This window comes from Pseudoalteromonas undina (genome assembly GCF_000238275.3).
Lineage (GTDB): Bacteria > Pseudomonadota > Gammaproteobacteria > Enterobacterales > Alteromonadaceae > Pseudoalteromonas > Pseudoalteromonas undina.
Window position 1 is genome coordinate 2,046,777 of the sequence record NZ_AHCF03000003.1, and the last position, 26,057, is coordinate 2,072,833.

The window sequence follows — 26,057 nt, forward strand, 5'->3', positions numbered from 1 at the left end:
TATTATTTGAAGGCTTCTTCCATGGTTTTACCTGATAAGTTTATATTCTCGATGAGTCGAGTATCTAAGGTTGTGCCACCAAAACGCACTATCTTAAAAGATATTTCGTTGCATTTTTTCCCAGGCGCAAAAATTGGTGTGCTAGGTTTAAATGGTTCTGGTAAATCATCACTACTTCGCATTATGGCGGGTGTTGATGAAGAGTTTGAAGGTGAAGCTCGCCCTCAACCAGGCACTAAAATTGGTTACTTACCGCAAGAGCCTGTTTTAGACGAAAGCAAAACAGTTCGTGAAATTGTTGAAGAAGCTGTAGGTGAAGTAAAACATGCCCTTAACCGCCTTGACGAAGTGTATAACGAATACGCAATGGAAGGTGCTGACTTTGACGCACTGGCTAAAGAGCAAGGTGAATTAGAAGCGGTTATTCAAGCCCACGATGGTCATAATATCGATAACGTATTAGAGCGTGCTGCCGATGCACTTCGTTTACCTGAGTGGGATGCTAAAATTGAGCACCTATCGGGTGGTGAGCGCCGTCGTGTTGCTATTTGTCGTTTGTTACTTGAAAAACCAGACATGCTGATTCTCGATGAACCAACTAACCACTTAGATGCTGAGTCGGTTGCCTGGTTAGAGCGCTTCTTACATGACTACGAAGGCACTGTTGTGGCAGTAACGCATGACCGTTACTTCCTTGATAATGTAGCAGGTTGGATTTTAGAGCTTGACCGTGGTGAAGGTATTCCGTGGGAAGGTAACTACTCGTCTTGGCTTGAGCAAAAAGATGCCCGCTTACAACAAGAGCAAAAATCTGAAAAAGCACGTCAAAAGTCGATTGCACAGGAACTTGAATGGGTGCGTTCAAACCCTAAAGGTCGTCAAGCTAAGTCAAAAGCACGTATGGCGCAGTTTAGCGAGCTACAACAATCTGATTACCAAAAACGTAACGAAACCAACGAATTGTTTATTCCACCTGGCCCACGTTTAGGTGACCAAGTATTAGAAGTAAACAACTTACGTAAAAGCTTTGGCGACCGCGTTTTAATTGATGACTTAAGCTTTAGCATGCCTAAGGGCGCTATTGTGGGTATTATTGGTGCCAATGGTGCAGGTAAATCAACGCTATTTAAAATGTTAAGCGGTGAAGAGCAGCCAGATAGCGGTAATATCAGCATTGGTGAAACAGTAGAACTGGCAACTGTTGATCAGTTCCGTGGCAACATGGACGAAAGCAAAACGGTATTCCAAGAAATCTCTGACGGCCAAGATGTACTAAAAATTGGTAACTTTGAGTTCCCAAGCCGTGCTTACGTTAGCCGTTTTAACTTTAAGGGTAACGATCAGCAAAAGTTTGTTAAAGACTTATCTGGCGGTGAGCGCAACCGTTTACACCTAGCTAAACTGTTAAAAGCAGGCGGCAACGTGGTGCTTCTGGATGAGCCAACTAATGACTTGGACGTTGAAACATTACGTGCTCTTGAGAATGCTATTTTAGAATTCCCAGGTTGTGTAATGTGTATCTCGCATGACCGTTGGTTCCTTGACCGTATTGCTACACACATTTTAGATTACCGCGACGAAGGCCAAATTAACTTCTTTGATGGTAACTATACTGAATACGAAGAGTGGCTTAAAAAGACTCTTGGCGCAGAAGCTGCACAGCCTAAGCGCATAAAGTATAAAAAAATTGGCTAACAGCCACAGTGAATAAGTTAAAAGCCCTGCATTTAATTCGGGGCTTTTTTTATGCGAGCTATTTTTATCTTTAAGCAAATTGGCGTGTTGGGCATTACCAGCTATGCTTATTATAAATAACAGCTTTATAAGATTATTATGCAAAACCGTCGGCAATTTTCTCGTATTATGTTCTCTACAGCAGCGCAACTAGTTATGGCTAGCAGCCAGTATGAATGTACCCTACTAGATATTTCTTTACATGGTGCGCTTATTACTAAAAGCGATGCATTTACTGGGAACAAAAATGACGAGGCAGTACTGCGCTTTACTTTGCCACAAAGCGATATTGAAATAAAAATGCCGGTGGTTATTCGTCATATAGAAGAAAACCATATTGGTCTTAAATGCCATAGTATTGATATAGACAGTATCACGCATTTAAAGCGCTTAGTTGAGCTAAACCTTGCTGATGAAACATTATTACACCGCGAGCTTGAAACGCTTATTCACCAAACATAAATAGACGCACTGCGTGAAGTTGATTACCATAACCAAAAATAATTAAACGACGCAGATATGAGTTTAAACCCCAATCTACCTTTAGTTTATCATCCTAACTACTCGTTTAGTTTTGATCCCAAGCATCGCTTTGTAATGAGTAAATTTGCTCAGCTACACCAGCATGTTAAAACCCTTGGACTTGCTGGCAGTAATATCACAGAACCACCACATGGTAGTGTAGAAGAGCTAGAAATAGTACATTGTGAAAACTACATTCACGATTTATGGCATAACCGCCTAGATGAAAAAGCCATGCGCCGTATTGGCTTGCCTTGGTCACAAGCACTAATGAACCGCACATTTACCGCTCCGTTGGGAACACTTCAAACCGCGCGTTTAGCGCTTAAAAATGGGCTTGCGTGCCACTTAGCAGGCGGCACTCATCATGCCCACAGTGATTTTGGCTCGGGTTTTTGTATGGTTAACGATTTAGCTTTTACCGCACAAACGTTAATTCAAAACCGGGAAGTTACCAACGTACTGATTTTTGATTTAGATGTTCACCAAGGCGATGGCACCGCAGCTATGTTGTCCCATCAACCATATGCGTTTACCTGTTCAATACACTGTGAAAAAAACTTCCCATTTAGAAAGTCCCCTAGCGATTTAGATATTGGTTTAGCTAATAATATGCAAGACGCTGAATATTTAGGTATTGTTGACGATACGCTGCAATTTTTATTAAACGAGCTTAACCCAGATCTGGTTTTATACGATGCTGGCGTTGATATTTGGCAAGAGGATGGCTTAGGCAAACTGGATATTAGTTGGCAAGGGATAGAAAAGCGCGATCACTTAGTGCTTAAACGCTGCCTTGCAAATAATACTCCTGTTGCCACTGTGATTGGTGGAGGCTATGACAGAGATCATCAGCGCCTAGCAAAGCGCCATGGCATTGTTATAGAGCAAGCGGCTAGTTTTTAATTATATTTTTAACTGACTTGGCGTAATGCCGGTCCAACGCTTAAATGCTCGGCGAAAGTTAGGAATATCATAAAATGCAAGCCGATCAGCCACTCGTTCATTACCTTGCTGGCACACCCCCAGTAAATGCAGGGCTTTAAGTTTATTTTGCTCATCTTGTAATTGAGAGTAACTGACACCGTGTTGTTTTAACTTACGTTTAAACGTAGCAGAGCTCATGGCAAAATGCTCAGCACTGTTAGCAAGGCTGTTGTTTTTATCACGGTAAATGCGCTGGCACACAGCCTCAACAAAAGACTGTGATACATTCTTATGTAACTCACTTTGCGCTATGCACTGCTGCCACCTAAGCTGACTAGCCTCTGGGTTTGTGCACTTAAGTAGTTGTTTATTAAAGTGCCAACGGGTATAGGGTTGTTCAAACCGTATTCGTAAGCCTAAGTGCTGCTCATATTCTTGAATATGCCGAGGGCGTTTACAAGTAAAGTCAAAATAACAATGTGGATACACATTACATACTCGTTTTAGTAAGCTCATTAACGCAGCGCTGTATATTTCAAAACAATAATTTTTTAATGACTCGTCCATACCGATACTCGGTTGCAAGTACAGATATAAATCGTCTTTAAATATATGCTTACGGGTAAATAATAAAGGGGCAATAACGGTACTAATTTGTTGTAATTGCTTCAAAGCTATACCTAAACTGGGGCTTAAACGCACACTTTGCACTGCTGGGCTAACGTCATTAACCAATTGATGACCCAGTAAAAAGCCACTATCATTACTCTTCATTAAGGCTTTAAACTGGCTAATTAAAGCCAATAACTGGGATAAACTAAAGCGCTGTGATAGATCATATAAATCTTGCTCAAAAATACCCGTACCACGCAGCAATTTATGCAGCGGGATCCCTCGTCCTTGAGCAAGCTCCACCAGCGCAGTGATTATTCCCTCCGCGCTGAGGTATTTATCATCTAGGCTAATATACTGCTGCACCTACAAGGGCCTTTTCTTGTTGTAATTGTTGATGTAACTGGCTGGTTTGCTGCACTGGATCTTGCGCTAAATCCATTGCCATGGTGGCGGTTAAAATATGCTGGAACTGTGCGCCTTTGCTTTTTGCGACTTTAAACGCACAATGGTTAAGCGCCGCTTTCATTTGCGCTAGTAATTCTTTGGCTTGGCTTTGGCTGGTATTCGGCATAAGCACAATAAAACAATCGCCAGCATAGCGACAAAGCACATCATTCAAACGGCAATTCATTACTAATAAATCACTAATTTCTCTTAGTAACCTATCACCTTCACTAAAACCAAACTGCGCATTAAACTTTGCAAAATCACGAATATCAATAACACCTAAAGTGCCGCCTTGCTGCTCTGTTTGTTGTTGCTGCATGAGTGAATGTAAGTAGTTAACTCGGTATAACCCTGTTACAGGGCAGACTTTTTCATGCTCTCGCAGATGCGCTTCACGACGACGTAACTGACGATTTAGAACAAACTGTTCTTGGTGCCAATAATAAAGCCCAGCGCTGGTAAGCGACATACCAAACGGCGCTGGCAGTGATTCAAACCAGGTGAGCCATAATTGTGAAGGTTGCTTTAACCACTCATCGAGTAAATCGAGCGTGGCTGAGAACATAAACAAACCTAAACCTAACACTAATAAGGTAGTTACTTTGCCTGGCGGGCGTGAAATAAGTAACGCAACTATCCAGCTGAGGGTCATCAACACAATACCGCCCTCACCGACAATATCGAGCCACGCAATTTCTTGCCATTGCTTAAGTTCGCCAAAGTAAGCGCATATTGCTACAGCAATAACCAATAATAAAATTATGGTGTTGGTTAATTTTGCATGGCTGGTAAATGGGTTATATCGCATTGTTTAAGTCTTCTAAGATTTACACTATTACGTATGCTAGCGCGGTACTGATTTATTAGGCAGAGTCATTTTGGCTCATTGATATGACATTGAGATTAAAATTTATAAGTATTTAACCTAGTAATAACCATTTTTAGTGCGCTGGAGCCGTGTTTAAACAGCTCAAATGTCTGTTTGAAAAGTACTAAGTTGGCGTTTTGTCAGGAATTAACTGTAAAACTGTCACATTAGCGTCATTAACTTTTTTTAGTTTGCTCACCAAACCAAGGACAACCGGAGCAAACCAATGAAACAATTTAAGTTAAATGCTGTTGTAGCGGCATTAGCACTGAGCCAATTTAGTGTAAGCGTGAATGCAGAGGAACAAACATCGTCAAGGGAACCTGAAGTAAAGGTTTCTGAAGAGCTTGTGGTATACGGCGAGATTGGTTATCGCAACCGCTCGCAAGAACTAGCACCCACGCTGGAATACTCACAAGAATACTTTCAACGCTTTGAGCCACTTACCGCCGGTGATGCGCTAAAGCGTGTTCCTAGTGTGACTTTTTTATCTGACGTACTTGAATCAGACGGCGCACGTATGCGCGGCTTGAGCCCGGCTTACACAAAAGTACTTATTAATGGCGAAGAAGTACCGGGTGCCGGTGCTGACCGTTCATTTTTTGTGGACCGTATTCCAGCAGAATTAATTGAGCGTGTAGAAATTATTCGTTCATCTAGTGCCAACCGCTCTGCCGATGCCATAGCAGGCACACTTAATATTGTACTTCGCGATGGCTATAGCTTAGACGGCGGTTATATTCGCGCTGGTGGCTTACGTTACGATGACGGCGAACTAAAAGAAAGCTTTGCGGGCGTTTACGGTACTGAGTTTGCAGGTGGCCGTTTACTAGTAGGTGCCAATTTACAAGGTCGTTATAACCCAAAACAAAAATCAAGCAGACGTTATGGCGATAGCCCTGAAAATAACCCTAATTATGCAACAGACGATTTTGATAACCGTGAAGATCAATCTGATACTCGTGATGGTGATGATACCTCTTTAAATGCCAGCTTTGAAAAGGTGTTTGATAACGGTGGCAAGTTTGATATTAGCGCCATGTGGGTTGATACCGACCGTACCGAAGATGAGCGCTCTTTTGAATACGACGACGCATCTGCAACCTCAGGCTCTGTCGTTGAGGGTGGTAATTTAATCTCAGATAACGCAAACGTTTCGTTTATTGATCAAACCAACTACAACATTAATTCTGGCTATGAATTACCACTACTGGGCGGTACCAGCAAATTTAAGTTAGGTTATGCCAGCTTTGAAGAATCAGTGTATGAGCAAGAGGTTGAACTTGATACGTCAGAGCTCCCAATGGTGTTTGAAGAAGCTGAAGAAACCGCTGATATTGATGATAAAGAGTGGTCATTACAATGGCAGCACAGCTTACTGGTAGGTGACTCGAAAGAAGTTCAGTTTGGTGCTTTTGTGCAAGGCAAAGAACGCGATACCGCCATTTTTGTCGCTGAAGATGAGCTGGAAAAAGACTTTACCAATTGGGAGCAATTCTCTCAGAATCCACTGACTCTTGCCGGTTTTAATAACGAATTTGAACCAGTAGACGGCGGGGTTAATAAACTTGAAGAAGATCGTTTTGATTTATTTGCGCTAATCAAGCACGAAGCGGATGTGTTCTCGTGGGAGATGGGGGTGCGGTGGGAGTCAACTGACTCAAGCATTACCGATACCAATGAAGGCGTTACTGCCGAAAATGATTATGACTTTTTCTTACCGTCGGCTCACTTTCGTTACAGCGTCAGTGATAACGGACGAGTCAGCGCCTCTGTTGCTCGCAGCTTACGTCGCCCTGACTTTGACTACATGACACCCGCCCTACTTGAAGAAGAGCTCGCTGATAATGACTTTTTAGGCAACCCAAGTCTTAAACCAGAATCATCTTGGGGTATCGATTTAGGTTACGAATACCGTTTAGGTAAAAGTGGCGTTGTCGGTGTAAACGTATTTTACCGTGACGTTAGCGACCTTATTGAAATTGCCAGTACCGGTGTTGAAGGCTCAGAAGGCGAAGGCACATTTGTACTGCAACCACAAAATACTGGTGATGGCACAGTACAAGGTGTTGAATTTGATTTATCAACGCCACTGAGCGCCTTGAACATGCCTAATACAGGTATCTTCTTAAATTACTCTTGGCTCGACAGTGAAGTTGAAGACAGTTTTGGCAAGCGCAAATTTAACGACCAGTCTGATTATGTTTATAACGTTGGCTTTATCCAAGATTTACCAACACTACGCGCATCATTTGGGGCAACGTACCGTAATCAAGGTGATGCATACGGGCGCTTCGTGGGTGAAGAAGTAACAACTTCTTACGGAGCTGATTTAGAGCTTTTCGTTGAAAAGCGCTGGGATGACATCACTCTTCGCCTTGTAGGTTCAAACTTACTGGATGCCAGCAAAGACGAAGTTTTCAATAAGTTTGACTCGCTTGATGATCAAAACAATCGTGCCTTTGATGAGTACGAGCTTGAATCGGAAGAAGCAGGCCCTGTGATTCAAGTAATGCTGCGTTACGCATTCTAATCACACGTATTGTCATTTTAAGCACGTAATGGCAAACCATCGCGTGCTTTTTTGGAGTTAAAACATGTTTAAATTGTCTTTCATAATGGCCGCGATACTGTGCTCATCAGCGCTTAGTGCAGACGAGCCTGTTGTTTATAAAGATGCGCTATACCAACAACAAAAAATAGCTAAGTTAACTACGTTGCCTAATAGCCTTAACTTTATGGTTATTGGTGATTGGGGACACAACGGCCACTTTTACCAAAAAGAAGTCGCTCATCAGCTAGAAATTGCTATGTATCAAACCGATGCCGATTTTATTGTCTCGACCGGCGATAACTTTTACCCAAATGGCGTGGCAAGTGTGAACGATCCTCTTTGGCAATCAGCCTTTGAGAACATATACCATGGCCCGCACACATTTGAAGATTGGTATGTTGTTTTAGGTAATCACGATTACTTGGGTAATGCCCAAGCACAAATTGACTACACCGAAAAAAGTCAACGTTGGCAGTTACCTGCAAGGTACTACAGTAAAACATTTGCGCTTGAAAACAACGAGCAAGTGTTAATGGTGTTTTTAGATACCAACCCAATTCAGCCTGAATATAAAGACCGTGATAAATACCGTTCAACCCAAGGACAAGACTATAAAACCCAACTTACTTGGCTTGAAACCCAACTTGCTGGCAGTAACGCAAAATGGAAAATTGTGGTAGGCCATCACCCGCTTTATTCAAGTGGTAAACGCTTTGGCCGCAACCAAGGGCTTCGCGACATTTTAGAACCTATTTTGGAGCGTCATAATGTGCATGCTTATATCGCAGGGCACGAGCACGACTTGCAATACAATCAACCAAAAAATAGCAAGGTGGCTCACTTTGTCTCTGGTGGTGGCAGCGAAGCGCGGTTTGTAAAACAACGTGAATTTACCCGCTACGCAGAAGCAACACCTGGTTTTTTAAGTGTCTCTATCAATGGCGAAACTCTCAGTGTAAGCGCGATTAATCACCTTGGTGAAGTACGTTTTAACACTGAAAAGCACATAGATAAGTAAAGGATAAAATAATGAACTTTAAACTAAATACAATTTCAGCGGTGCTATCAAGTGCTGTGCTTGTAACTGCGCTTAGCGGTTGTACAAGTAATGACGATACGCAAAACACGACAGAAATAGCAAAGCCGGCTGTTGAGGCTAAGTTATTTGGCCCACAACAAAACATGCAAGGCTCACAAGCAGCAGCGCTAGGTAATAATCAATGGCTAATGGCGAGCGAAAGCCAGGGCTTATTACTTGCCGATAACGAGAAAAGCAGTGTGCTGTTAGCCGGTAACTTTGAGTCAATTTCACTAAAACAATTATCAGCGCAGCAATTTATATTAGCCAGTCTTGATAAAAGCCAAGACAACGTAGCCATTTTTAAGCTGATAAAGAATGGCCAAACTTGGCAGCTAAATGAACTCACTCGTATTAGTCCGCCTCAAGCCCAGCCAGATGCTGTGTGTTTATTTAAAAACACCAATACCGAGACTGTATCAGCGTTTGTGCCGGATGTTCGAGGCCTGATCAGCGAAACGGTTATTTATGATTTAGCCACTAACCAAGCTAAAAATATCGCAGTACGTGAATTCTCAGCGGTCACTGAGGCTTCAGGTTGTGCAGTAAATGACGACACAAAAACCCTGTATGTGGGTGAGGCAGAGCTCGGAGTGTGGGCCATTAATGCTGATGCAGAATCAGATGCCAATAAGCAGCCTGTGGCTTTGGTACAGCCATACGGCGAATTAAAAACTGAAATCGGGGCTTTATCAGTATCACAAGACGGTACTTTATGGCTCAGTGCCACTGACGATAGTATGGTTTATGCTTACCAAGCCCAAACAGACACGCTTAGCCAATGGTCACTGTCAGGTGAACACACTATTGAGTCTGTTGCAGCGAGCTTTATTAATGACAATCAAGCGCAGCTAGTTTTGATTGATGATGAAACCGGCGCTTATATTCAAGCAAACGTTAACTACACTGCGCAAACAGCTACTTCACAAAACAAAATGGCTATGACGCACATTCATGCCAGCGCACAAACAACACCGGTTGCAGCGTTTGGTGATGCAGCAGATGACCCAGCAATTTGGATAAATGAGCAAGATGCTAAAAACAGCTTAATTTTAGGCACAGATAAACGCCGCGGCTTGATGGTTTATGACCTTGCTGGTAACAAAGTACAGTCGCTCAATATAGGGCGTTTAAACAATGTTGATGTGCGTCAACATCAAAGTATAAACAACCAGACCAATACTTGGATCACTGCCAGCAACCGTACGCTTAATAGCATTAGCGTATTTACTGTTGATGGCGATAACAAACTAAAACATGTAACAGAGGTCGCGACTAACCTACCTGAGATTTACGGTATGTGTATGTATTCGTCTGATTCTGGCCATTACGTGTTTGTTAATGATAAATCAGGTTTATTTCAGCAATATAAACTCACTGGTGAGCAAAGTAATTTAAGCGGTGAAATGGTTAGAGAGTTTACCCTACCAAGCCAACCTGAAGGCTGTAGTGCTGATGATAAACTAGGCCAATTATTTGCAGGTGAAGAAGATGCAGGTATTTGGTATATCGGTGCAGAGCCTACCGCTGGTAACAAAGCAGTAAAGCTACAAAGTGTTAATGAGCAACTGGTGGCAGATGTAGAAGGTATGGAAATTTATCATGCTAATGATGGGCGCTATTTAGTGGTATCAAGCCAAGGCGATAATAGCTATGTGCTTTACAACATATCAGATGATACACAGCCTAGCCTCAGCTTTGCAGGTAAATTTAATGTGATTGCTAACCTAGATAAAGGCATTGATGGCGTAGGTGAAACGGACGGCTTAACCGTTACAGCAAAAGCTTTACCAGGTTATCCTGAAGGCATGCTTATAGTGCAAGACGGCTACAACCGCATGCCACTGCAACCGCAAAACTTTAAAGTTATTGACTGGCGCGAAGTGAAAAAAGCAATTAAATAATAGCTAACTCTAAATATACTGATACACACTAAAGTTTTAGTGTGTATCACGTTTAAGCCTTACTAAAATTTAACTAAAGATAATTTTTTATAAATGTATACTACACTTTATATCTATAAATTAATTGAGGTTATTATGCGGCTACCCTACTTCGTATCTTTATTTATCAGCATTGTATTTTGTACCAGCTCGCTTGCTAGTGCCGAAGAGCCACCAGAACTTCCGCCATTAAACCCCAAATATGAAGCTGAGCATGCCATGGTATTGGTTAATAAAGGTTCAAGTGTATACGCCATTAACATTCCAAGCTTTGAGCTTCCCTTTGATATGCATGTTATGTACAAGGTAGATGTATCTGATATTCCATTTTTAGATTTAGTACGTGATGCTGAGTTAGTTACCGTAAAATCAAAGCCGTTTAATATTCAACGCTTAATGCGAGGCGAAGAAGTCGCAATTACCGCAGATGTGTATCTTGGAGATTATAGACAAGGAGGTAGCTTAGTTTACAGTGATAAATTAATAGAGCTTAGCGAGCAGTTATTTACTCGTGAGCTAACTGATTTAAGTCCAGCCTCGAAATGGCAACAGTACGACATGGTTACGCTAAAAAATAACGAGCGCATTTACATTCACCAAATAACTCAGCCACCAAGCTATCATCATATTATGTTTGTTGATTTAAGTGGTGCCTGTTTACAAAAGTTTCGCACCTCAACTGAAGTGCCCTCTGCTGGTGAGCTCAATTATAAGTTTATAAATTGTGGCACATTGAAACCGATGTTTTATGATGCTGAAAGCTTAAGCAAATAAGCTTTATTTGAAAACGTGTTCAGCAATCAATTCAAGTCCAGCTTGCATCGCCAAAGTTGATTGCCCAGCAAATCCTAAACGTACATAACTGTGTTGCTTAGGTATTAAACTACGTTCTGAGTCTTTAAAGTAAAATTCAGGCTCAACCTGTACATACACGCCTTTACTTTGCAGTACTTGCTTTAATTGGTCCACCGGTTTATTTAAATTAACCCACATCGCCATGCCACCGTCGGGTTTTATATATTCAATTGGATAGCCTGATAATTGCAGCTGCGTTAGATAATCACCCATCGCTTCATAGCGCTGCTTATAGAGCTTTGTCATACGCTTTAAATGGCGTTCAAAACCACCTTCTTTCATCCAGTGTGCGACAGCTAATTGCATAACCACATCATTTTTATGGTTCGTTAGCTGCTTCCATGCGGTTAATTGTGCAATTACCCCAGGCGCTGCACAGATATAGCCAATCCTTGCTGCTGAAAACATAATTTTTGAAAACGTTGATAGATATATCACAATGCCTGCGGGGTCATCGGCAGCCATGGGTTGCAAAGGCTGGCAACGGTAGTGAAATTCATGGTCGTAGTCATCTTCAATAATCATCACATTATGGGCATAACACAGCTGATAAATTTGTAAGCGCCGGGTGGGTGATAAGGTCACAGTCGTTGGGTATTGATGCAGTGGCGTTAAATACAGAAGTTTAATGGGATAGCGTTCGAGCTGAGTTTTAAAATCATCAACACACAACCCTTCATCATCTTGTTTTATATCTATAAGCTGCGCGCCACATGCTGCAAATGCTTTACGAGCAGGCGGGTAACCTAAGGTTTCGGTTGCAACATAATCGCCTTTATTAATAAAGGCTTTTGATACTAAAAAAAGCGCTTCTTGAGAGCCATTACACATAAGAATATCGGCTGTTTTTAGGTTTCGTGCTTTGTGTAAATAATGACTAATTTGCGATTTTAAATTAGGCTGCCCAGCCACATTACCATAGTGAAATTGGCTGGTATCTAAATGATTAAACACATGACTTACAGAGCGTTTAAATTCTTTATAGGGAAAGCGTGTTAAATCGGGTAAGCCTCCAGCAAAGTTATAAGCATAGTTATTTAAGTCCATTGTAGGTTCTGACACCGTAAGCGTGGTAGCAAATCGATACGGCTTAGGATCCAATGCTTGAGACTGAACTGTGTTTATACTGTTTTGAATAGGCAATGTATTGGTAACGCTGTAGCCTGATCGTTCATAGGATTCCAACCATCCTTCTGCGACAAGAAGTTGTAGGGCATTCATTATTGTATGACGGTTTAATCCGTATGCTTGTGCCATATCGCGTGCAGAGCAGAGTTTGCTGCCAGCGAGAATGTCCCCTTTTATAATCGACTCCCTAAGTGCATCTGCTATTTGCAGGTATTTAGCTTTACTCTGGCTAGTGAGCTTTATATTAAGTGGCTGCATAAACACCTTCCAAACTGGTATAGGTAAAAATTAAATTTTGGTTGTTTTTAATAAACCAATAAAGCGTACATTTGTTATGAATAAATAGCAAAATATGGGGCTTATAATGTTCACAACGCAAATTCATCAAACCAACAAGGTCGCCTTAGAGCCACTTAAACTCAAACATCTCGAGGGTCTATATCAAGCAGGTAAACATCCACAAGTTTGGCAGTGGGTATTAAGTAATTACACACAAACCCAAGTTAAGTTGGAGCAATGGTTTACACATAGCGCGCAGTTTAATCAAAACGAGCAAGTGGTTTTTGCCATTATTGATAAACATTCACAGCAAGTTGTTGGCACAACCCGTTTATTTAGGTTAGACAGTAACAACTTAAGCGCTGAAATTGGCCATACTTTTATTAGCTTCACTGCACAGCGAACATACGTAAATACGCATGCAAAATATTTACTTCTGAGATATGCATTTAATCAACTTAATTTAGTACGGATTAGTTTTAATACCCATGAGCACAATCAACAATCACGCAATGCCATTGCCCGTTTAGGCGCTAAGTATGAAGGAATCGCCCAAAAAGACCGACGTCTAGAAGATGGTTCATATCGCAACACCGCAAAATTCAGCATTATTGACGAACAATGGCCAGCTATAAAGTTACGACTTGAGGAGCTATTATAATGTACCCACCCGAGCACTTTATGCAAAAAAATACCGAGCAATTGCATGCGCTTATTAATAACTTTCCATTAGCAACAATTTTTATGCCCTGCTCAAATAGTCAATTAAATAACATTTGTCATGTACCTATGTTATTCAACTCTTTAGAAAATATGTTTATTGCACATGTAGCAAAGCATAATCCACTATCAAAGCTTGATAATAAACAGGTGAATTTACTCTTTAATAGTGACAATTGCTATTTATCACCCTCCTATGCGGATAATCAAACATTGCCTAGCTGGCTTTACGCATCGGTGTTAGTGACTGCAAAAGTACATATTATTAAAGATGAGCTAAAAAAAGATCTCGTAATGCGAACCCTTACTAGTCATTTTGAGAAAACATTTGAGCCTGAGTGGAAAATTGATGAAGTGCCTGAGCAGCATCGCAATACAATGTATCAACACCTGAGTTTTATAGAGCTTACGCCAATTCACTGGCAAGGTAACTTCAAACTCAGTCAAAATAAATCAGCAGCTATAAGAAATAAAATAAAACAAAGTCTGGTAGATGCCAATAAGCACTCAATAGCGGCCTTGTTTTAGGAATGAAAAAAGGCTCCTCGCAATGCTCAGAGCCTTTGGTTAACTTTGGGAATTAACTCGGTTCATTGATCAGATAAGATCAGTTTAGCGCCACTAACTGTGGCGCAATTGTTTGATAATCTACCGCCATGGCGATACTCAAAGCGGTAATATTAATAATTGAAAACGCAAACACTTGGCGTGCCCAACGGGTGGTGTCTATGTTGTAGCGATACCCTCTAAGTGCCATGAGTAACCACCAAAAACTGGTGATACAGGCAACGGCCATAAAGGCAGCACCGGTATAACCACTAATTGGCAATAGCATCACCACTAAAGCATATACGGCAATATAAAGCACAATATGGCGCTTAGCTTTATTAACACCTTGTGCCACGGGCAATACTGGAATATTAGCGGCTTGGTAATCTTTAAAGCGAAAAATAGCAATTGCATATGAGTGCGGCATTTGCCACAAACTAAACATCACCAGCAGTATTAATGCGCCCATATCGAACACACCCGTAACGGCGCAATAGCCAACAACAGGTGGAACTGCGCCCGACAGACTACCAATAAAGGTACCGTAAACAGAGTTGCGTTTCATGTAGAGGCTGTAAACCCCTACATAGATGACATAGCCAAAGGCGGCAAAAAATACCGCCGCTTGAGTGGTAAAGGCAATTAATAAGCCAAAGCCAATTAGCCCTAATAACACCCCATGGCTTAAAGCGGCTTTTGCAGACATTTCGCCAGTTACAGTCACACGTGAGCGAGTACGCGCCATGGCAACATCAATGTCTCTATCAATAACATTGTTTATGGCACATCCCGATGCAACAACAAGCGATAAACCAACCAAGGTAACCAACATTAACCATGGGTCTATATCACCGCGGGCGGCGAGTAAAAAACCACCGGCAACGCTGATCAAATTCCCCATAATAATACCTGGCTTAGTAACAGCTAAATAACGACGAAACATCTGAAACCTCTAATACATCATCATTGCGTTTGATTCATAAATGATCCAAACAGACAGTCCAACCACCATGACGATGATCAACGCGCTAAACAAGAAGGTAAAGGTATTTGCTTTACCTTCATCAGTGGTGAAATTAAGGTGTAAAAAGTATTTTAAATGCACCCAAATTTGCACGATTGCTAAAGTAACGATACTCCAGAGTGTGGTGACCTTTGAAAAGTCGCCCTCCATCACCATCCAAAATGGAATGGCCGTTAAAATCACTGATAAGACAAAGCCAATCAGGTATGTTTTAACACTACCATGTGATTGATCATGATGTTGGCTTTGCATTTGCTCTAAAGCATGTGTTTCGCTATGGCTCATTACATTGCCCCCATTAAATAAACAACGGTAAATACACAAATCCACACAATATCTAAAAAGTGCCAAAATAAGCTTAAGCAACTTAAGCGCGTGACGGTTTGTTTACCTAAACCGCGCTTAATCACCTCAATCATCATTATGCTCATCCAGATAAGGCCTGCAGTTACATGTAAACCATGCAAGCCCACTAATGAGAAAAACGATGTTAAAAAAGCACTTTGCTGTGGGCCATTGCCATGAACAATTAAATGATGAAACTCATAAATTTCCATACCAATAAACACCGCGCCTAAACAAAAAGTGACCGCGAGCCAACCAAGCGTCAGCGCCTTTTTTTGCCCTTGAGCGGCAATCATGGCAAAACCAAAAGTAATACTACTTATAAGTAGCGCCGCAGTTTCAACGGCAACAAAATCAAGCTCAAAAATATCTTTGCCCGATACACCGCCTGCGGTGTTCATATAAAGCACTGCGTAGGTTGCAAAAAATGAGGCAAATAAAAGGCAATCGGTCATTAAATAAAGCCAAAAGCCAAAGATTGTATCGCCTGAGGTATCGTGATGTTCATGCGTATGACTTACGCTATGAGGCTCTAAATTTACATGGCCTTGAGTTGCAGATAACGTACTCATGCGCTTACCTCCTTCGTGTTACTGGCAATATGCGCGCCTTCAATTTGTAATATTTCATCGTTTTGCACGTAGTAATCTACATCACTGGTGTAAGCACGGTTAATAAACAGCGCAATCGCGCCAATAAAACCAAGCCCTGCTAGCCACCAAATATGCCAGATCATGGCAAAACAAAACGCCGTTAAACTCGCAGCAATAAGCACACCCGATGCGGTATTTTTTGGCATATGAATTGGGCTATAGCTAGATTTACCTTGATAAGCTAGGCCTTTTTCTTTCATATCAGTCCATGTATCAATATCATCAACATGCGGGATTTCAGCAAAGTTATAGTATTGCGGTGGTGATGACGTTGACCATTCAAGGGTGTGACCGTTCCAAGGATCGCCAGTGGTATCATCAAGCGCTTCGCGGTTTTTAAAGCTCACATATAGCTGAATAATTTGGCAAATAATACCGAACATAATAATCACGGCCCCCACTGCAGCAATATAAAGCCAGATATTCCAATCAGGATTATTAGAGTGGTTTAAGCGACGCGTCATGCCTAAAAAGCCGAGTACGTACAATGGCATAAAGGCTACGAAGAAACCGATTAACCAACACCAAAATGACGCTTTACCCCAACGCTCATCAAGTTTAAAGCCCATTGCTTTTGGAAACCAAAAAACAAATCCGGCTAAGTAGCCAAATACTGCGCCACCAATGATGGTGTTATGGAAATGAGCGATTAAAAATAAGCTGTTATGCAATACATAATCGGCACCAGGGATTGCCAGTAATACCCCCGTCATACCACCAATACTAAAGGTAACCATAAAACCAAGCGTCCAGAGTACCGGTACAGTAATGCGCAAACGGCCACGGTAAATAGTAAACAACCAACTAAATAACTTAACCCCAGTAGGCACAGCTATGACCATGGTCATCACCCCAAAGAAGGCATTTACATTAGCGCTTGAGCCCATAGTAAAGAAGTGATGTAACCATACAATAAAACCAAGAATAGAAATGGCACCGCTGGCATATACCATCGATTTATAACCAAATAAACGTTTACCAGTGAAGGTCGACACTATTTCAGAGAAGATACCAAAAGCTGGTAATACTAAAATGTATACCTCTGGGTGACCCCATGCCCAAAACAGGTTGATATACATCATGGCGTTACCGCCGGCTTCATTAGTGAAGAAGTGGAAATCTAAATAACGGTCTAGCGTTAGCATGGCCAGCACTGCGGTTAAAATTGGAAATGATGCCGCAATTAAGATATTTGCCCAGGTACATGCCCATGTGAAAATTGGCATTTTCATCAGTGTCATACCAGGGGCACGCATTTTAAATACTGTCACTAGGAAGTTAACAGCGGTTAATAGCGTACCGAGCCCCGATATTTGCAAGGCCCAAATATAATAATCGACCCCCACCCCAGGGCTAAAGGTCAACTCCGACAACGGTGGGTAAGCAACCCAGCCTGTTTTAGCAAACTCACCAAATATCAGCGATAAATTTATTAAAATGGCGCCACTGGCAGTAAACCAAAAACTTAAATTATTTAAAAATGGAAAAGCCACATCGCGAGCACCAATTTGCAGTGGTACAACAATATTCATTAAACCAATCATAAATGGCATCGCCATAAAGATGATCATAATAACGCCATGGGCGGTGAATATTTGGTCGTAATGTTCTGGTGGCAGATAACCTGGCGCGCCACTGGTAGCAAGCGCTAACTGCGCACGCATCATAATGGCATCAGAAAAACCACGAAACAGCATGATTAGCGCTAATAAAATGTACATAACGCCTAAGCGTTTATGATCAACCGAGGTGATCCAGTCGCGCCAAAGCACACCCCATTTTTTATATTTTGTTATTAGCCCAGCTATAATAAGCCCGACAACAGCAATCACCGCCATGGTAACCATGATAATAGGTTCATGAAACGGAATTGCATCTATAGATAATTTACCTAAAAACGACATGATTATTCCTCGCCCTGGCTGTGTGATGATGGCATTGAATGATTACCCATTGCCTGATGCTCATTACTCATCTGCTGATGTTTACCCATCGAGTGGTGTTTTTTGTTCATATCGCCATGCGCCTGCATGTATTTCATCACTATGGTATGAAATAAACCGTCATCAACCTTGCCATAATAAGCGACGGGATTGTTTTCACTTGCTTTGGCAAGCTCAACATAATTGGCATGAGTAAGGCTATTAGCGTTGGTTTTAACCTGTTCAACCCACTGGTTAAAGTCAGCTTTTGTTGGTGTTGCGATGGCATTAAATTTCATACCAGTAAAACCCGCACCACTGTAATTAGCCGAAAAGCCTTTAAACGTGCCTGGCTCATTAGCGATTAAATGCAGCTTAGTTTCCATGCCCGCCATTGAGTAAATTTGACTACCTAACTGGGGGATGAAAAACGAGTTCATGGTACTTTCTGACGTGATTTTGTATTCAACCGGAACATTAGCAGGAAATACCAATTCGTTTACCGTAGCAATACCTTGCTTAGGGTAAATAAATAACCACTTCCAATTAAGTGACACCACTTCAACAGTTAAGTGTTCACCTTTACCCTCTATCGGTTTATAAGGGTCAAGCTCTTGAGTTGACTGCCAGGTGATCACACCTAAAATAACAACAATAACAATAGGAACCGCCCATACAACAGCCTCAATCTTATTAGAGTGAGCCCATTTTGGTGCGTAAATTTCATGGTTTTGTGTGTCTCTGTATTTCCAAGCAAAATATAAAGTCATCACAATAACGGGGATCACAACTAACAACATAAGCACAGTAGCGATGATGATCAGATTTTTCTCATCAATACCTATCTGCCCTTTTGGGTCGAGTACCCCGCCATTACAGCCTGATAGAATCAGCGCCATACTAGCTAAAGCAATATTAAAAAGGTTACGAATTAACAAGGGACTATCCTAAAACCTAAAGAGTTTTTATTAGCTGCCAAAAATATTTAGCAACGATATTTGATAAAAACCCAAGTTAATTAAGATTGAATTACAAATAATGCAGAGCGAATGCAAGCATGAAGTATTGACTACTGGCTTAATAAAAAACACCTAGCAGAACCAACCCAGCTTTTTTAAACACATTAATATAACGCAATAAAAATTAACTTGGGTGAGGTGTGGTTGGCTGAGAGTGTGTAAAAACACTAAGCTACAATGAAAGTAATCGTTATTTACAGCAAGAATAAATAATTAGATACCACAGGTGTAACCTATACCCATAAAAATTAATGAGTAAACAGACAACCTGTAAAGCTAGGTGGAGCACGACAACCATGTGCAGCTTGCACGGGTTGCTGAACTTTAGCCTCGCTAAAAGCAAAGGCTGCTTTACGGAGGATTATTCCAGCACGACGCGCTGGAAACATGTGGAACAATAGCCAACAAAGGCCAATAAGTAACTGACACGATAAGATAGGATGAGCTAAAAATTCGGCAATAGTCAGTAATAATGGCTCTATAAAAAAGCCATCACTGATCAATGCTTCAAGCCTAAAGGCATCCTCGATAGCGCCACTAAGCAACATAACGGCATTAAAAACTAATAATGTTACAGCCACACTCACGCCTCTTTTCGCTTTATTAAAGCGCTCATGCAACACTGACTTACCTAAGGTAAGCAAAGCGCTGGTATGAAACAAAGAAAATGAGTTCAAAAACATTAACCTATTAAAATGACTAATAACAAAATTAGGTATACACCGTGGCAACAAAAACAAGTTGCAGCCGTAAAGCCTTATACAGTGACATGAAATACAGTCTCAACGCATTAGCACTATTTTGCTAAGCTAGAATTGATCCGAATCAATAGAACTTTCAAAACTTACTGAAAGTTCGGGCATGAGTATAACAAAGAGAGTTTTCTGTTCAAGATAAAAACACGATTATTTTATCAGCTGGTGATTTATTTATGACGATATAAATAAAAAACCTCCCGTAGTGAGCTACGAGAGGTTTTTTGTTTAAACAGAAATAAATCTATTTAAAGAATTTGGTTTTCTTTCCATACTTGCTCTTTGGCTAGACGCTTTTTGCGTTTATCGCATGGATCATCGCAATCACATGCTTTATCAATACCTACAGAGCCTAAGCCTCCGCAGCTACTCGCCATCGATTTTCTTTGAACTATCATGCCTATCGCCATCGCAGCGACAATTAAAATAAGTAAGCCAAAGGTTAGAAAAAAAAGTGACATTGCTTAGCCCCTATTGTTCAGCAATAAAATGAGCTCAAATAGCGTATTTGAGCTCCGTATATTATATACCCTCATGCTAAGGATATAAACCTAAAGACTATAAATAAGGCTTAAACGCAGGACTTGAATAAGTGACTAAACCATCAGGCGATTTAGCAATTAAATACACTGGTAAATCATGCTGCTGCGCATAACGTTGTGCTTTTTCCATTCCCATAACCGTTAAAGCAGTCGCTAAACCGTCGGCCGTCATAGCGCTAGGGTGTAAAACTGTAACAGAAACTAAGTCATGCTTAATTGGCATCCCTGTCATAGGATCAATAAGGTGAGTATAGGTTTTGCCATCCATTGTATAAAAGATTCGATAATCACCTGAGGTGGCAATACCGTTATTGCCTGGTGCAAGTACACGGTGTACTTTTCGCTCACCTGGGTTTGCATCAGGTTGTTCAATTGCTATTCGCCATGCTTGATTGTCTGGTTTTGTACCAGCAATACGTAACTCCCCGCCAATCTCAACCATGTAATCTGTAATGCCTTTGCTTTGTAATAGCTCAGCCACTTTATCAATACCATAGCCTTTTGCTGTAGCTGAAAACGACAACTCTAAATCAGCCATCGTTTTTGCTAAGCCTTGCTCGTTAAGGACCAGCTTATCTATACCAATGTTATTGATCATATTTGCCAGAGCTTCATTCGTTGGGCGCTTTGTTGGTTTTTTATCTGGGCCAAACCCCCATAAATCTATCAACGGCCCCATAGTCACATCTAGGGTCTTAGTTGAATTACCTATACGCATAGATTCACTAATAACTGCCCTGAAGTCATCACTGATTGGCATTACTTCGTTGGCATCTAAACGGTTAAAGGTGTTTATTTCTGAATCTTCGATATAGGTCGACATAGACTGGTTGATATCAACTAAAACCGCATCGATTTCTGCTTGTACTGCTTGAGGGTCAACTTGCTCAGCGTAAAACTTAATGTGATAAGTTGTACCCATCGTTTTACCTTCTAAGTAGGTTTCCTGTGGGACTGATTTTCCACATCCAGATAACAGTAAAGTCAGCGTGATTATAAATAAGGCGATTATGCCCTGGGGAGTATTTACTTTGTTCATAACAACCCTACTTAATAGGTTAAAAATTAATATAAAAAAGCCTCGTCACATAAAATGCGACGAGGCTGGTATTTTAACTAAATTTAATCAGTTTGGGTATTAGCCACCGAAATCATCTAGTAAGATGTTTTCTTCTTCAACACCTAAGTCTTTAAGCATAGTGATAACAGCCGCATTCATCATTGGAGGACCACACATGTAGAACTCACAATCTTCAGGCGCTTCGTGATCTTTAAGATAGTTCTCAAATAACACGTTATGGATAAAGCCAGTGTAGCCTTCCCAGTTATCTTCTGGTTGCGGATCTGAAAGCGCAGTATGCCAAACGAAGTTTTCGTTTTGCTCAGCTAGGCCGTCAAAATCTTCAACATAGAACATTTCACGTTTAGAACGCGCACCATACCAGAAACTAATTTTACGCTTAGAGTTTAAACGCTTAAGTTGGTCAAAGATATGTGAACGCATTGGTGCCATACCTGCACCACCACCTACGAATACCATTTCAGCGTCTGTGTCTTTAGCGAAGAACTCACCAAATGGACCAGAAATAGTTACTTTATCGCCTTCTTTAAGTGACCAAATGTACGAAGACATTTTACCACATGGTAGGCTTAGGTTTCTTGGCGGCGGCGTAGCGATACGCACGTTAAGCATGATGATGCCTTCTTCTTCTGGATAGTTAGCCATTGAGTAAGCACGAATTGTTTCTTCGTCTACTTTTGACTCCAGATCGAAGAAACCAAAATGGTTCCAATCGCCACGATACTCTTCAGGAATATCGAAATCTGCATATTTAACATGGTGAGCTGGCGCTTCGATCTGGATGTAACCACCCGCACGGAACGGCACTGACTCGCCATCAGGAATTTGTAGCTTAAGTTCTTTAATGAACGTCGCTTTGTTATCGTTAGAGATAACTTCACAATCCCATTTTTTAACACCGAAAATTGACTCTTCAAGTTCAATTTCCATGTCGTTTTTAACATTAACCTGACACGCTAGGCGACAACCTTCACGTGCTTCACCTTTAGAGATGTGGTCAAGTTCAGTTGGCAGAATATCACCGCCGCCTTCTTTAATGTGTACGCGACACTGGCCACAAGAGCCACCGCCACCACATGCAGAAGATACGAAAATACCTGACTCAGATAGTGCACCTAATAGCTTACTACCTGCTGATGTTTTGATGGCTTTGTCTGCATCGCCATTAATGCCGATGATGATATCACCGCTTGCAACTAGCTTAGATTTAGCACCAATGATGATTAAAACTAGTATTACAACGATAGCGATAAAAACACCAACGCCTAAGAAAATATCCATGATTGACCTCGCTATTATTACAGTGAAATACCAGAGAATGACATAAAGCCAAGACCCATCAAGCCAACAGTGATGAAGGTAATACCTAAACCACGTAAACCATCTGGTACGTCTGAATACTTCATTTTCTCACGGATACCTGCAAGTAATGTAATTGCAAGCGCCCAACCCACACCAGCGCCAATACCATAAACAACAGACCCGCCGAAGTTATAGTTACGCTCAACCATGAAGGCTACCGCACCAAAAATCGCACAGTTAACTGTGATTAGTGGTAAGAAAATACCTAATGCGTTGTAAAGCGGTGGGAAGAACTTATCTAATGCCATTTCAAGAATTTGCACTAGTGCTGCAATAACACCAATGAAAGTTAAGAAACGTAAAAAGCTAAGATCTGCTTCTGGGTAACCAAGCCACTCTAGTGAACCTGGTGCTAATACCGCATGGTAAACCAAGTTGTTAACCGGTACTGAAATACCTAATACAACAATAACCGCTACACCTAAGCCAATTGATGTAGTTACTTTTTTAGACACGGCTAAGAAAGTACACATACCTAGGAAGAATGCTAACGCTAAGTTTTCAATAAAAACGGCTTTTACAAATAAACTAATATAATGTTCCACTTATCGCCCCTTACGCTTTAGCTTCTACTTGGTCTTTCTTATAAGTACGAAGTACCCAAATGAATAAACCAATGATGAAGAATGCACTCGGTGGTAAGATCAATAGACCCATAGGTTGGTACCAACCACCATTTTGTACTAATGGAATAATATCAACACCGAATAGTGAACCTTTACCGAATAACTCACGAATAAAGCCAACAGTAAGTAACACTACAGAGTAACCTAAGCCATTACCAATACCATCAAGGAAAGACATTAATGGCGGCGACTTCATTGCATAAGCTTCAGCACGACCCATTACGATACAGTTAGTAATGATTAGACCAACGAATACTGATAACTCTTTTGCCGTAGCGTAAGAGAAAGCTTGTAGTACTTGGTCAACCACGATTACTAATGATGCAATAATCGTCATCTGTACGATGATACGTACTGATGAAGGGATATGGTTACGAATAGTCGAGATAAAAAGGCTAGAGAATGCAGTTACCAAGGTCAATGCAATTGACATGATTAATGCATTTTTTAAGCTAGACGTTACCGCTAGCGCAGAACAAATACCAAGTACTTGTAATGCGATTGGGTTGTTAGCGAAAACTGGACCAAATAGGACCGCCTTCATTTCTTTAGTATCAGCCATTAGTTCAATGCTCCTTTACGTACTTTCGCAAGGAAAGGGCCAAAGCCATTTTCGCCAGTCCAAAAATCAACTGCATGGTCAACACCATTAGACGTTAATGTAGCACCTGAAAGACCATCGATCTTATGCTCATCACCGGCTGCAGTCCCTTTAACGATTTGGATTGGTAACTCTTTACCTTCCCACGTTGCAGTCCACTGTGGGTTTTGAATTTCACCACCTAGACCAGGTGTTTCGTTATGTTTGTAGAAAATGATGTCTTTAATAGTTTCGCCATCGCTTTCAAGCGAGATAAAACCGTACATTAAACCCCATAAACCATAACCCTGAATAGGAAGGATGATTGCATCAGTAGAGCCATCGTCTTTTTTAGAGATATAAACAGGCGCACGCTTGGTAATACGTTGAATACCGGCGATGTCTTTAATACCATTCTCTTTTAAAGATTTACTTAAATCAGCATCGTATTTGCTTTTTTCAAAGTCAAAATCTTCTACCGGCTCAGCAAACTCACCACTTTGCATATCAACAAAGCGAGTTTCGATTTTAGCATCAAACGTTTCGGCAACGTTATCAACTTTGCCAATACCAGCAGCAGCTAAGATATTGCTTTGAATATCTTTTGCTTTATTTGCTTTTTGCAGAGGGCGTAGTTGTACAGATGTTAGCGATACAATAACTGCACACACTAAACATAATGAGACAACAACAGCTAGCGTTTTGCCAATTGATTCGTTATTACTAGACATTACGTGCCAACCTCCGCTTGATATTAGCTTGCACTACAAAGTGATCGAATAAAGGTGCAAACAAGTTAGCAAATAAGATTGCTAGCATGATGCCCTCTGGGTATGCAGGGTTAACAACACGGATCATGATAACCATAAAGCCAATAAGCGCACCGTATGCTAATTTACCTTTATCAGTAAATGCAGCAGATACAGGGTCAGTTGCCATAAAGAACATACCGAATGCAAAACCACCCAATACCATGTGCCAGTACCAAGGCATAGCAAACATCGCATTGGTTTCAGAACCAATGGTGTTCAGTATTGATGAGGTTACTACCATACCTAGGAATACACCTAGCACGATACGCCAAGACGCGATGCGCACGTAAATTAGGAATAAACCACCAATAAGTACAGCTAGTGTAGACGTTTCGCCCATAGAACCTTGAATGAATCCGTAAAACGCATTCCACCAAAGCTCAATATCAGTCGCGTAATTTAACGTACCAGCAAACGCTTGACCAAGCATAGTCGCGCCAGAGAATGAATCTACGGCAGTCCATACTGTGTCACCTGAAATTTGTGCAGGGTATGCGAAGAATAAAAACGCACGACCAGCAAGCGCAGGGTTTAAGAAGTTACGGCCTGTACCACCAAATATTTCTTTTGCTATAACTACACCAAAAGTAATACCTAGCGCAACTTGCCATAAAGGAATCGTTGCAGGCAGAATTAATGCAAACAATACAGAAGTTACGAAGAAACCTTCATTAACTTCATGCTTACGCACAGAAGCAAATAACACTTCCCAGAAACCACCAACAATAAAGGTAGTTGCATAAATAGGTAGGAAGAAACAGGCTCCGTAGAACATTTTCGCCCCCCAGCCTGCATCAACGGTTAATTCACCGCCAAGTAACTGGAATAAACCTACTTGCCAAATATTCGCTAGCTCAAAGCCATTACCAAGTGCAATTGCCGCTTGATGACCAATGTTGAACATACCAAAGAACATGGCAGGGAACGTCGCCATCCACACTAAAATCATCATGCGTTTTAGGTCGATGTTATCACGAACGTGAGTTGAACCTTTATTTACATAACCTGGCGTGTAAAAAATAGTCGCAGCAGCTTCATACAGCGCGTACCATTTTTCATGCTTACCACCTGGTTCAAAATGTGGTTCGATATCTTCTAAGAAAGTTTTTAAGCCCAT

General features: G+C 41.2%; 25 protein-coding genes. 9 read left to right on the forward strand and 16 right to left on the reverse strand.

Annotation, left to right across the window (positions count from 1 at the left end; genetic code table 11):
• The first annotated feature begins 21 nt into the window (after window positions 1–21).
• The 3 genes from ettA to PUND_RS13095 all read left to right on the forward strand — a co-directional run bounded on the left by ettA (window position 22) and on the right by PUND_RS13095 (window position 3,162).
• A complete protein-coding gene (ettA, locus tag PUND_RS13085; RefSeq protein WP_008111928.1) occupies window positions 22–1,695 on the forward strand; it encodes an energy-dependent translational throttle protein EttA in 1,674 nt (557 codons plus the stop codon).
• 138 nt (window positions 1,696–1,833) lie between these two features.
• Window positions 1,834–2,196 carry a PilZ domain-containing protein gene (locus PUND_RS13090; RefSeq protein ID WP_008111924.1) on the forward strand — a complete coding sequence of 121 codons (363 nt, stop codon included), beginning with the start codon at window positions 1,834–1,836 and terminating at the stop codon, window positions 2,194–2,196.
• Window positions 2,197–2,253: 57 nt separating this feature from the next.
• Window positions 2,254–3,162, forward strand: coding sequence for a histone deacetylase family protein (locus PUND_RS13095; protein WP_010391117.1), 909 nt, complete (start codon window positions 2,254–2,256; stop codon window positions 3,160–3,162).
• Here PUND_RS13095 and PUND_RS13100 read toward each other — a convergent pair whose 3' ends face one another.
• Both PUND_RS13100 and PUND_RS13105 read right to left on the reverse strand, forming a co-directional pair.
• Window positions 3,163–4,161, reverse strand: a complete 999-nt coding sequence (locus PUND_RS13100; protein WP_010391115.1) for an AraC family transcriptional regulator — start codon at window positions 4,159–4,161, stop codon at window positions 3,163–3,165.
• On the reverse strand, window positions 4,145–5,053 hold the full coding sequence (locus PUND_RS13105) for a GGDEF domain-containing protein (protein ID WP_010391112.1): 909 nt from the start codon (window positions 5,051–5,053) through the stop codon (window positions 4,145–4,147). Before PUND_RS13105 ends, PUND_RS13100 begins: the two co-directional genes overlap by 17 nt.
• Before the next feature lie 286 nt (window positions 5,054–5,339).
• Between PUND_RS13105 and PUND_RS13110 the strand changes: the two genes are divergently transcribed.
• The 4 genes from PUND_RS13110 (at window position 5,340) to PUND_RS13125 (ending at window position 11,462) form a co-directional block, all read left to right on the forward strand.
• Entirely contained in the window at window positions 5,340–7,646 is a 2,307-nt protein-coding gene (locus tag PUND_RS13110) for a TonB-dependent receptor plug domain-containing protein (RefSeq protein WP_010391110.1), read from the forward strand.
• A 64-nt stretch (window positions 7,647–7,710) separates the two neighbouring features.
• A complete protein-coding gene (locus PUND_RS13115) occupies window positions 7,711–8,685 on the forward strand; it encodes a metallophosphoesterase (protein WP_010391109.1) in 975 nt (324 codons plus the stop codon).
• 11 nt (window positions 8,686–8,696) lie between these two features.
• Entirely contained in the window at window positions 8,697–10,649 is a 1,953-nt protein-coding gene (locus PUND_RS13120) for a phytase (protein WP_010391108.1), read from the forward strand.
• A 135-nt stretch (window positions 10,650–10,784) separates the two neighbouring features.
• Entirely contained in the window at window positions 10,785–11,462 is a 678-nt protein-coding gene (locus tag PUND_RS13125; protein ID WP_041709101.1) for a hypothetical protein, read from the forward strand.
• Between the two features lie 3 nt (window positions 11,463–11,465).
• On the opposite strand, the gene pdxR is transcribed toward PUND_RS13125, so the two are convergent.
• Window positions 11,466–12,929, reverse strand: a complete 1,464-nt coding sequence (gene pdxR / locus PUND_RS13130) for a MocR-like pyridoxine biosynthesis transcription factor PdxR (protein WP_010391106.1) — start codon at window positions 12,927–12,929, stop codon at window positions 11,466–11,468.
• A 106-nt stretch (window positions 12,930–13,035) separates the two neighbouring features.
• Here pdxR and PUND_RS13135 point away from each other — a divergent pair, with 106 nt between their 5' ends.
• Window positions 13,036–13,611: a GNAT family N-acetyltransferase gene (locus PUND_RS13135; protein WP_010391105.1), complete on the forward strand. Its 576-nt coding sequence runs from the start codon at window positions 13,036–13,038 to the stop codon at window positions 13,609–13,611.
• Window positions 13,611–14,198, forward strand: a complete 588-nt coding sequence (locus tag PUND_RS13140; RefSeq protein WP_010391103.1) for an FMN-binding negative transcriptional regulator — start codon at window positions 13,611–13,613, stop codon at window positions 14,196–14,198. The genes PUND_RS13135 and PUND_RS13140 overlap by 1 nt, the downstream gene beginning before the upstream one ends.
• Before the next feature lie 79 nt (window positions 14,199–14,277).
• Here the strand turns inward: PUND_RS13140 and cyoE are convergent, their stop codons facing one another.
• From cyoE to PUND_RS13205, 13 genes are all read right to left on the reverse strand, one after another.
• Window positions 14,278–15,162 (reverse strand): heme o synthase, encoded by an 885-nt coding sequence (cyoE, locus tag PUND_RS13145; protein ID WP_008111919.1) that lies wholly within the window; start codon window positions 15,160–15,162, stop codon window positions 14,278–14,280.
• Window positions 15,163–15,171: 9 nt separating this feature from the next.
• The gene (cyoD, locus tag PUND_RS13150; protein ID WP_008111918.1) at window positions 15,172–15,528 is read right to left on the reverse strand and encodes a cytochrome o ubiquinol oxidase subunit IV; all 357 of its coding nucleotides are present in this window, start codon (window positions 15,526–15,528) and stop codon (window positions 15,172–15,174) included.
• On the reverse strand, window positions 15,528–16,160 hold the full coding sequence (gene cyoC, locus PUND_RS13155) for a cytochrome o ubiquinol oxidase subunit III (protein ID WP_008111916.1): 633 nt from the start codon (window positions 16,158–16,160) through the stop codon (window positions 15,528–15,530). Before cyoC ends, cyoD begins: the two co-directional genes overlap by 1 nt.
• A complete protein-coding gene (cyoB, locus tag PUND_RS13160) occupies window positions 16,157–18,145 on the reverse strand; it encodes a cytochrome o ubiquinol oxidase subunit I (protein ID WP_010391101.1) in 1,989 nt (662 codons plus the stop codon). The genes cyoC and cyoB overlap by 4 nt, the downstream gene beginning before the upstream one ends.
• A gap of 2 nt (window positions 18,146–18,147) precedes the next feature.
• Complete coding sequence (gene cyoA, locus PUND_RS13165; protein WP_010391100.1) at window positions 18,148–19,101, reverse strand: ubiquinol oxidase subunit II; 954 nt, start codon at window positions 19,099–19,101, stop codon at window positions 18,148–18,150.
• 329 nt (window positions 19,102–19,430) lie between these two features.
• On the reverse strand, window positions 19,431–19,859 hold the full coding sequence (locus PUND_RS13170; RefSeq protein WP_010391099.1) for a hypothetical protein: 429 nt from the start codon (window positions 19,857–19,859) through the stop codon (window positions 19,431–19,433).
• A 326-nt stretch (window positions 19,860–20,185) separates the two neighbouring features.
• A complete protein-coding gene (nqrM, locus tag PUND_RS13175; protein WP_010391098.1) occupies window positions 20,186–20,398 on the reverse strand; it encodes a (Na+)-NQR maturation NqrM in 213 nt (70 codons plus the stop codon).
• Between the two features lie 97 nt (window positions 20,399–20,495).
• Window positions 20,496–21,518, reverse strand: a complete 1,023-nt coding sequence (locus PUND_RS13180; protein ID WP_041709067.1) for an FAD:protein FMN transferase — start codon at window positions 21,516–21,518, stop codon at window positions 20,496–20,498.
• A gap of 99 nt (window positions 21,519–21,617) precedes the next feature.
• The gene (gene nqrF, locus PUND_RS13185; RefSeq protein WP_008111899.1) at window positions 21,618–22,841 is read right to left on the reverse strand and encodes an NADH:ubiquinone reductase (Na(+)-transporting) subunit F; all 1,224 of its coding nucleotides are present in this window, start codon (window positions 22,839–22,841) and stop codon (window positions 21,618–21,620) included.
• A 17-nt stretch (window positions 22,842–22,858) separates the two neighbouring features.
• The gene (gene nqrE, locus PUND_RS13190; protein WP_010391096.1) at window positions 22,859–23,467 is read right to left on the reverse strand and encodes an NADH:ubiquinone reductase (Na(+)-transporting) subunit E; all 609 of its coding nucleotides are present in this window, start codon (window positions 23,465–23,467) and stop codon (window positions 22,859–22,861) included.
• A 10-nt stretch (window positions 23,468–23,477) separates the two neighbouring features.
• A complete protein-coding gene (locus PUND_RS13195; protein ID WP_006791491.1) occupies window positions 23,478–24,110 on the reverse strand; it encodes an NADH:ubiquinone reductase (Na(+)-transporting) subunit D in 633 nt (210 codons plus the stop codon).
• A complete protein-coding gene (locus PUND_RS13200) occupies window positions 24,110–24,859 on the reverse strand; it encodes a Na(+)-translocating NADH-quinone reductase subunit C (RefSeq protein WP_008111895.1) in 750 nt (249 codons plus the stop codon). The genes PUND_RS13195 and PUND_RS13200 overlap by 1 nt, the downstream gene beginning before the upstream one ends.
• Window positions 24,852–26,057, reverse strand: coding sequence for an NADH:ubiquinone reductase (Na(+)-transporting) subunit B (locus PUND_RS13205; protein ID WP_008111893.1), 1,206 nt, complete (start codon window positions 26,055–26,057; stop codon window positions 24,852–24,854). The genes PUND_RS13200 and PUND_RS13205 overlap by 8 nt, the downstream gene beginning before the upstream one ends.

Excerpts from the sequence above, each read along its gene's own strand:
- PUND_RS13195 (WP_006791491.1), bottom strand. The coding sequence starts at position 24,110 with ATGGCTGATACTAAAGAAATGAAGGCGGTCCTATTTGGTCCAGTTTTC.
- nqrM (WP_010391098.1), bottom strand. The coding sequence starts at position 20,398 with ATGTCACTTTTTTTTCTAACCTTTGGCTTACTTATTTTAATTGTCGCT.
- cyoD (WP_008111918.1), bottom strand. The coding sequence starts at position 15,528 with ATGAGCCATAGCGAAACACATGCTTTAGAGCAAATGCAAAGCCAACAT.
- PUND_RS13135 (WP_010391105.1), top strand. The coding sequence starts at position 13,036 with ATGTTCACAACGCAAATTCATCAAACCAACAAGGTCGCCTTAGAGCCA.
- cyoC (WP_008111916.1), bottom strand. The coding sequence starts at position 16,160 with ATGAGTACGTTATCTGCAACTCAAGGCCATGTAAATTTAGAGCCTCAT.
- PUND_RS13180 (WP_041709067.1), bottom strand. The coding sequence starts at position 21,518 with ATGAACAAAGTAAATACTCCCCAGGGCATAATCGCCTTATTTATAATC.
- PUND_RS13090 (WP_008111924.1), top strand. The coding sequence starts at position 1,834 with ATGCAAAACCGTCGGCAATTTTCTCGTATTATGTTCTCTACAGCAGCG.
- PUND_RS13205 (WP_008111893.1), bottom strand. The coding sequence starts at position 26,057 with ATGGGCTTAAAAACTTTCTTAGAAGATATCGAACCACATTTTGAACCA.
- PUND_RS13140 (WP_010391103.1), top strand. The coding sequence starts at position 13,611 with ATGTACCCACCCGAGCACTTTATGCAAAAAAATACCGAGCAATTGCAT.
- pdxR (WP_010391106.1), bottom strand. The coding sequence starts at position 12,929 with ATGCAGCCACTTAATATAAAGCTCACTAGCCAGAGTAAAGCTAAATAC.
- PUND_RS13095 (WP_010391117.1), top strand. The coding sequence starts at position 2,254 with ATGAGTTTAAACCCCAATCTACCTTTAGTTTATCATCCTAACTACTCG.
- cyoE (WP_008111919.1), bottom strand. The coding sequence starts at position 15,162 with ATGTTTCGTCGTTATTTAGCTGTTACTAAGCCAGGTATTATTATGGGG.
- PUND_RS13120 (WP_010391108.1), top strand. The coding sequence starts at position 8,697 with ATGAACTTTAAACTAAATACAATTTCAGCGGTGCTATCAAGTGCTGTG.
- nqrF (WP_008111899.1), bottom strand. The coding sequence starts at position 22,841 with ATGGATATTTTCTTAGGCGTTGGTGTTTTTATCGCTATCGTTGTAATA.
- PUND_RS13105 (WP_010391112.1), bottom strand. The coding sequence starts at position 5,053 with ATGCGATATAACCCATTTACCAGCCATGCAAAATTAACCAACACCATA.
- cyoB (WP_010391101.1), bottom strand. The coding sequence starts at position 18,145 with ATGTCGTTTTTAGGTAAATTATCTATAGATGCAATTCCGTTTCATGAA.
- ettA (WP_008111928.1), top strand. The coding sequence starts at position 22 with ATGGTTTTACCTGATAAGTTTATATTCTCGATGAGTCGAGTATCTAAG.
- PUND_RS13110 (WP_010391110.1), top strand. The coding sequence starts at position 5,340 with ATGAAACAATTTAAGTTAAATGCTGTTGTAGCGGCATTAGCACTGAGC.
- PUND_RS13200 (WP_008111895.1), bottom strand. The coding sequence starts at position 24,859 with ATGTCTAGTAATAACGAATCAATTGGCAAAACGCTAGCTGTTGTTGTC.
- PUND_RS13115 (WP_010391109.1), top strand. The coding sequence starts at position 7,711 with ATGTTTAAATTGTCTTTCATAATGGCCGCGATACTGTGCTCATCAGCG.
- PUND_RS13125 (WP_041709101.1), top strand. The coding sequence starts at position 10,785 with ATGCGGCTACCCTACTTCGTATCTTTATTTATCAGCATTGTATTTTGT.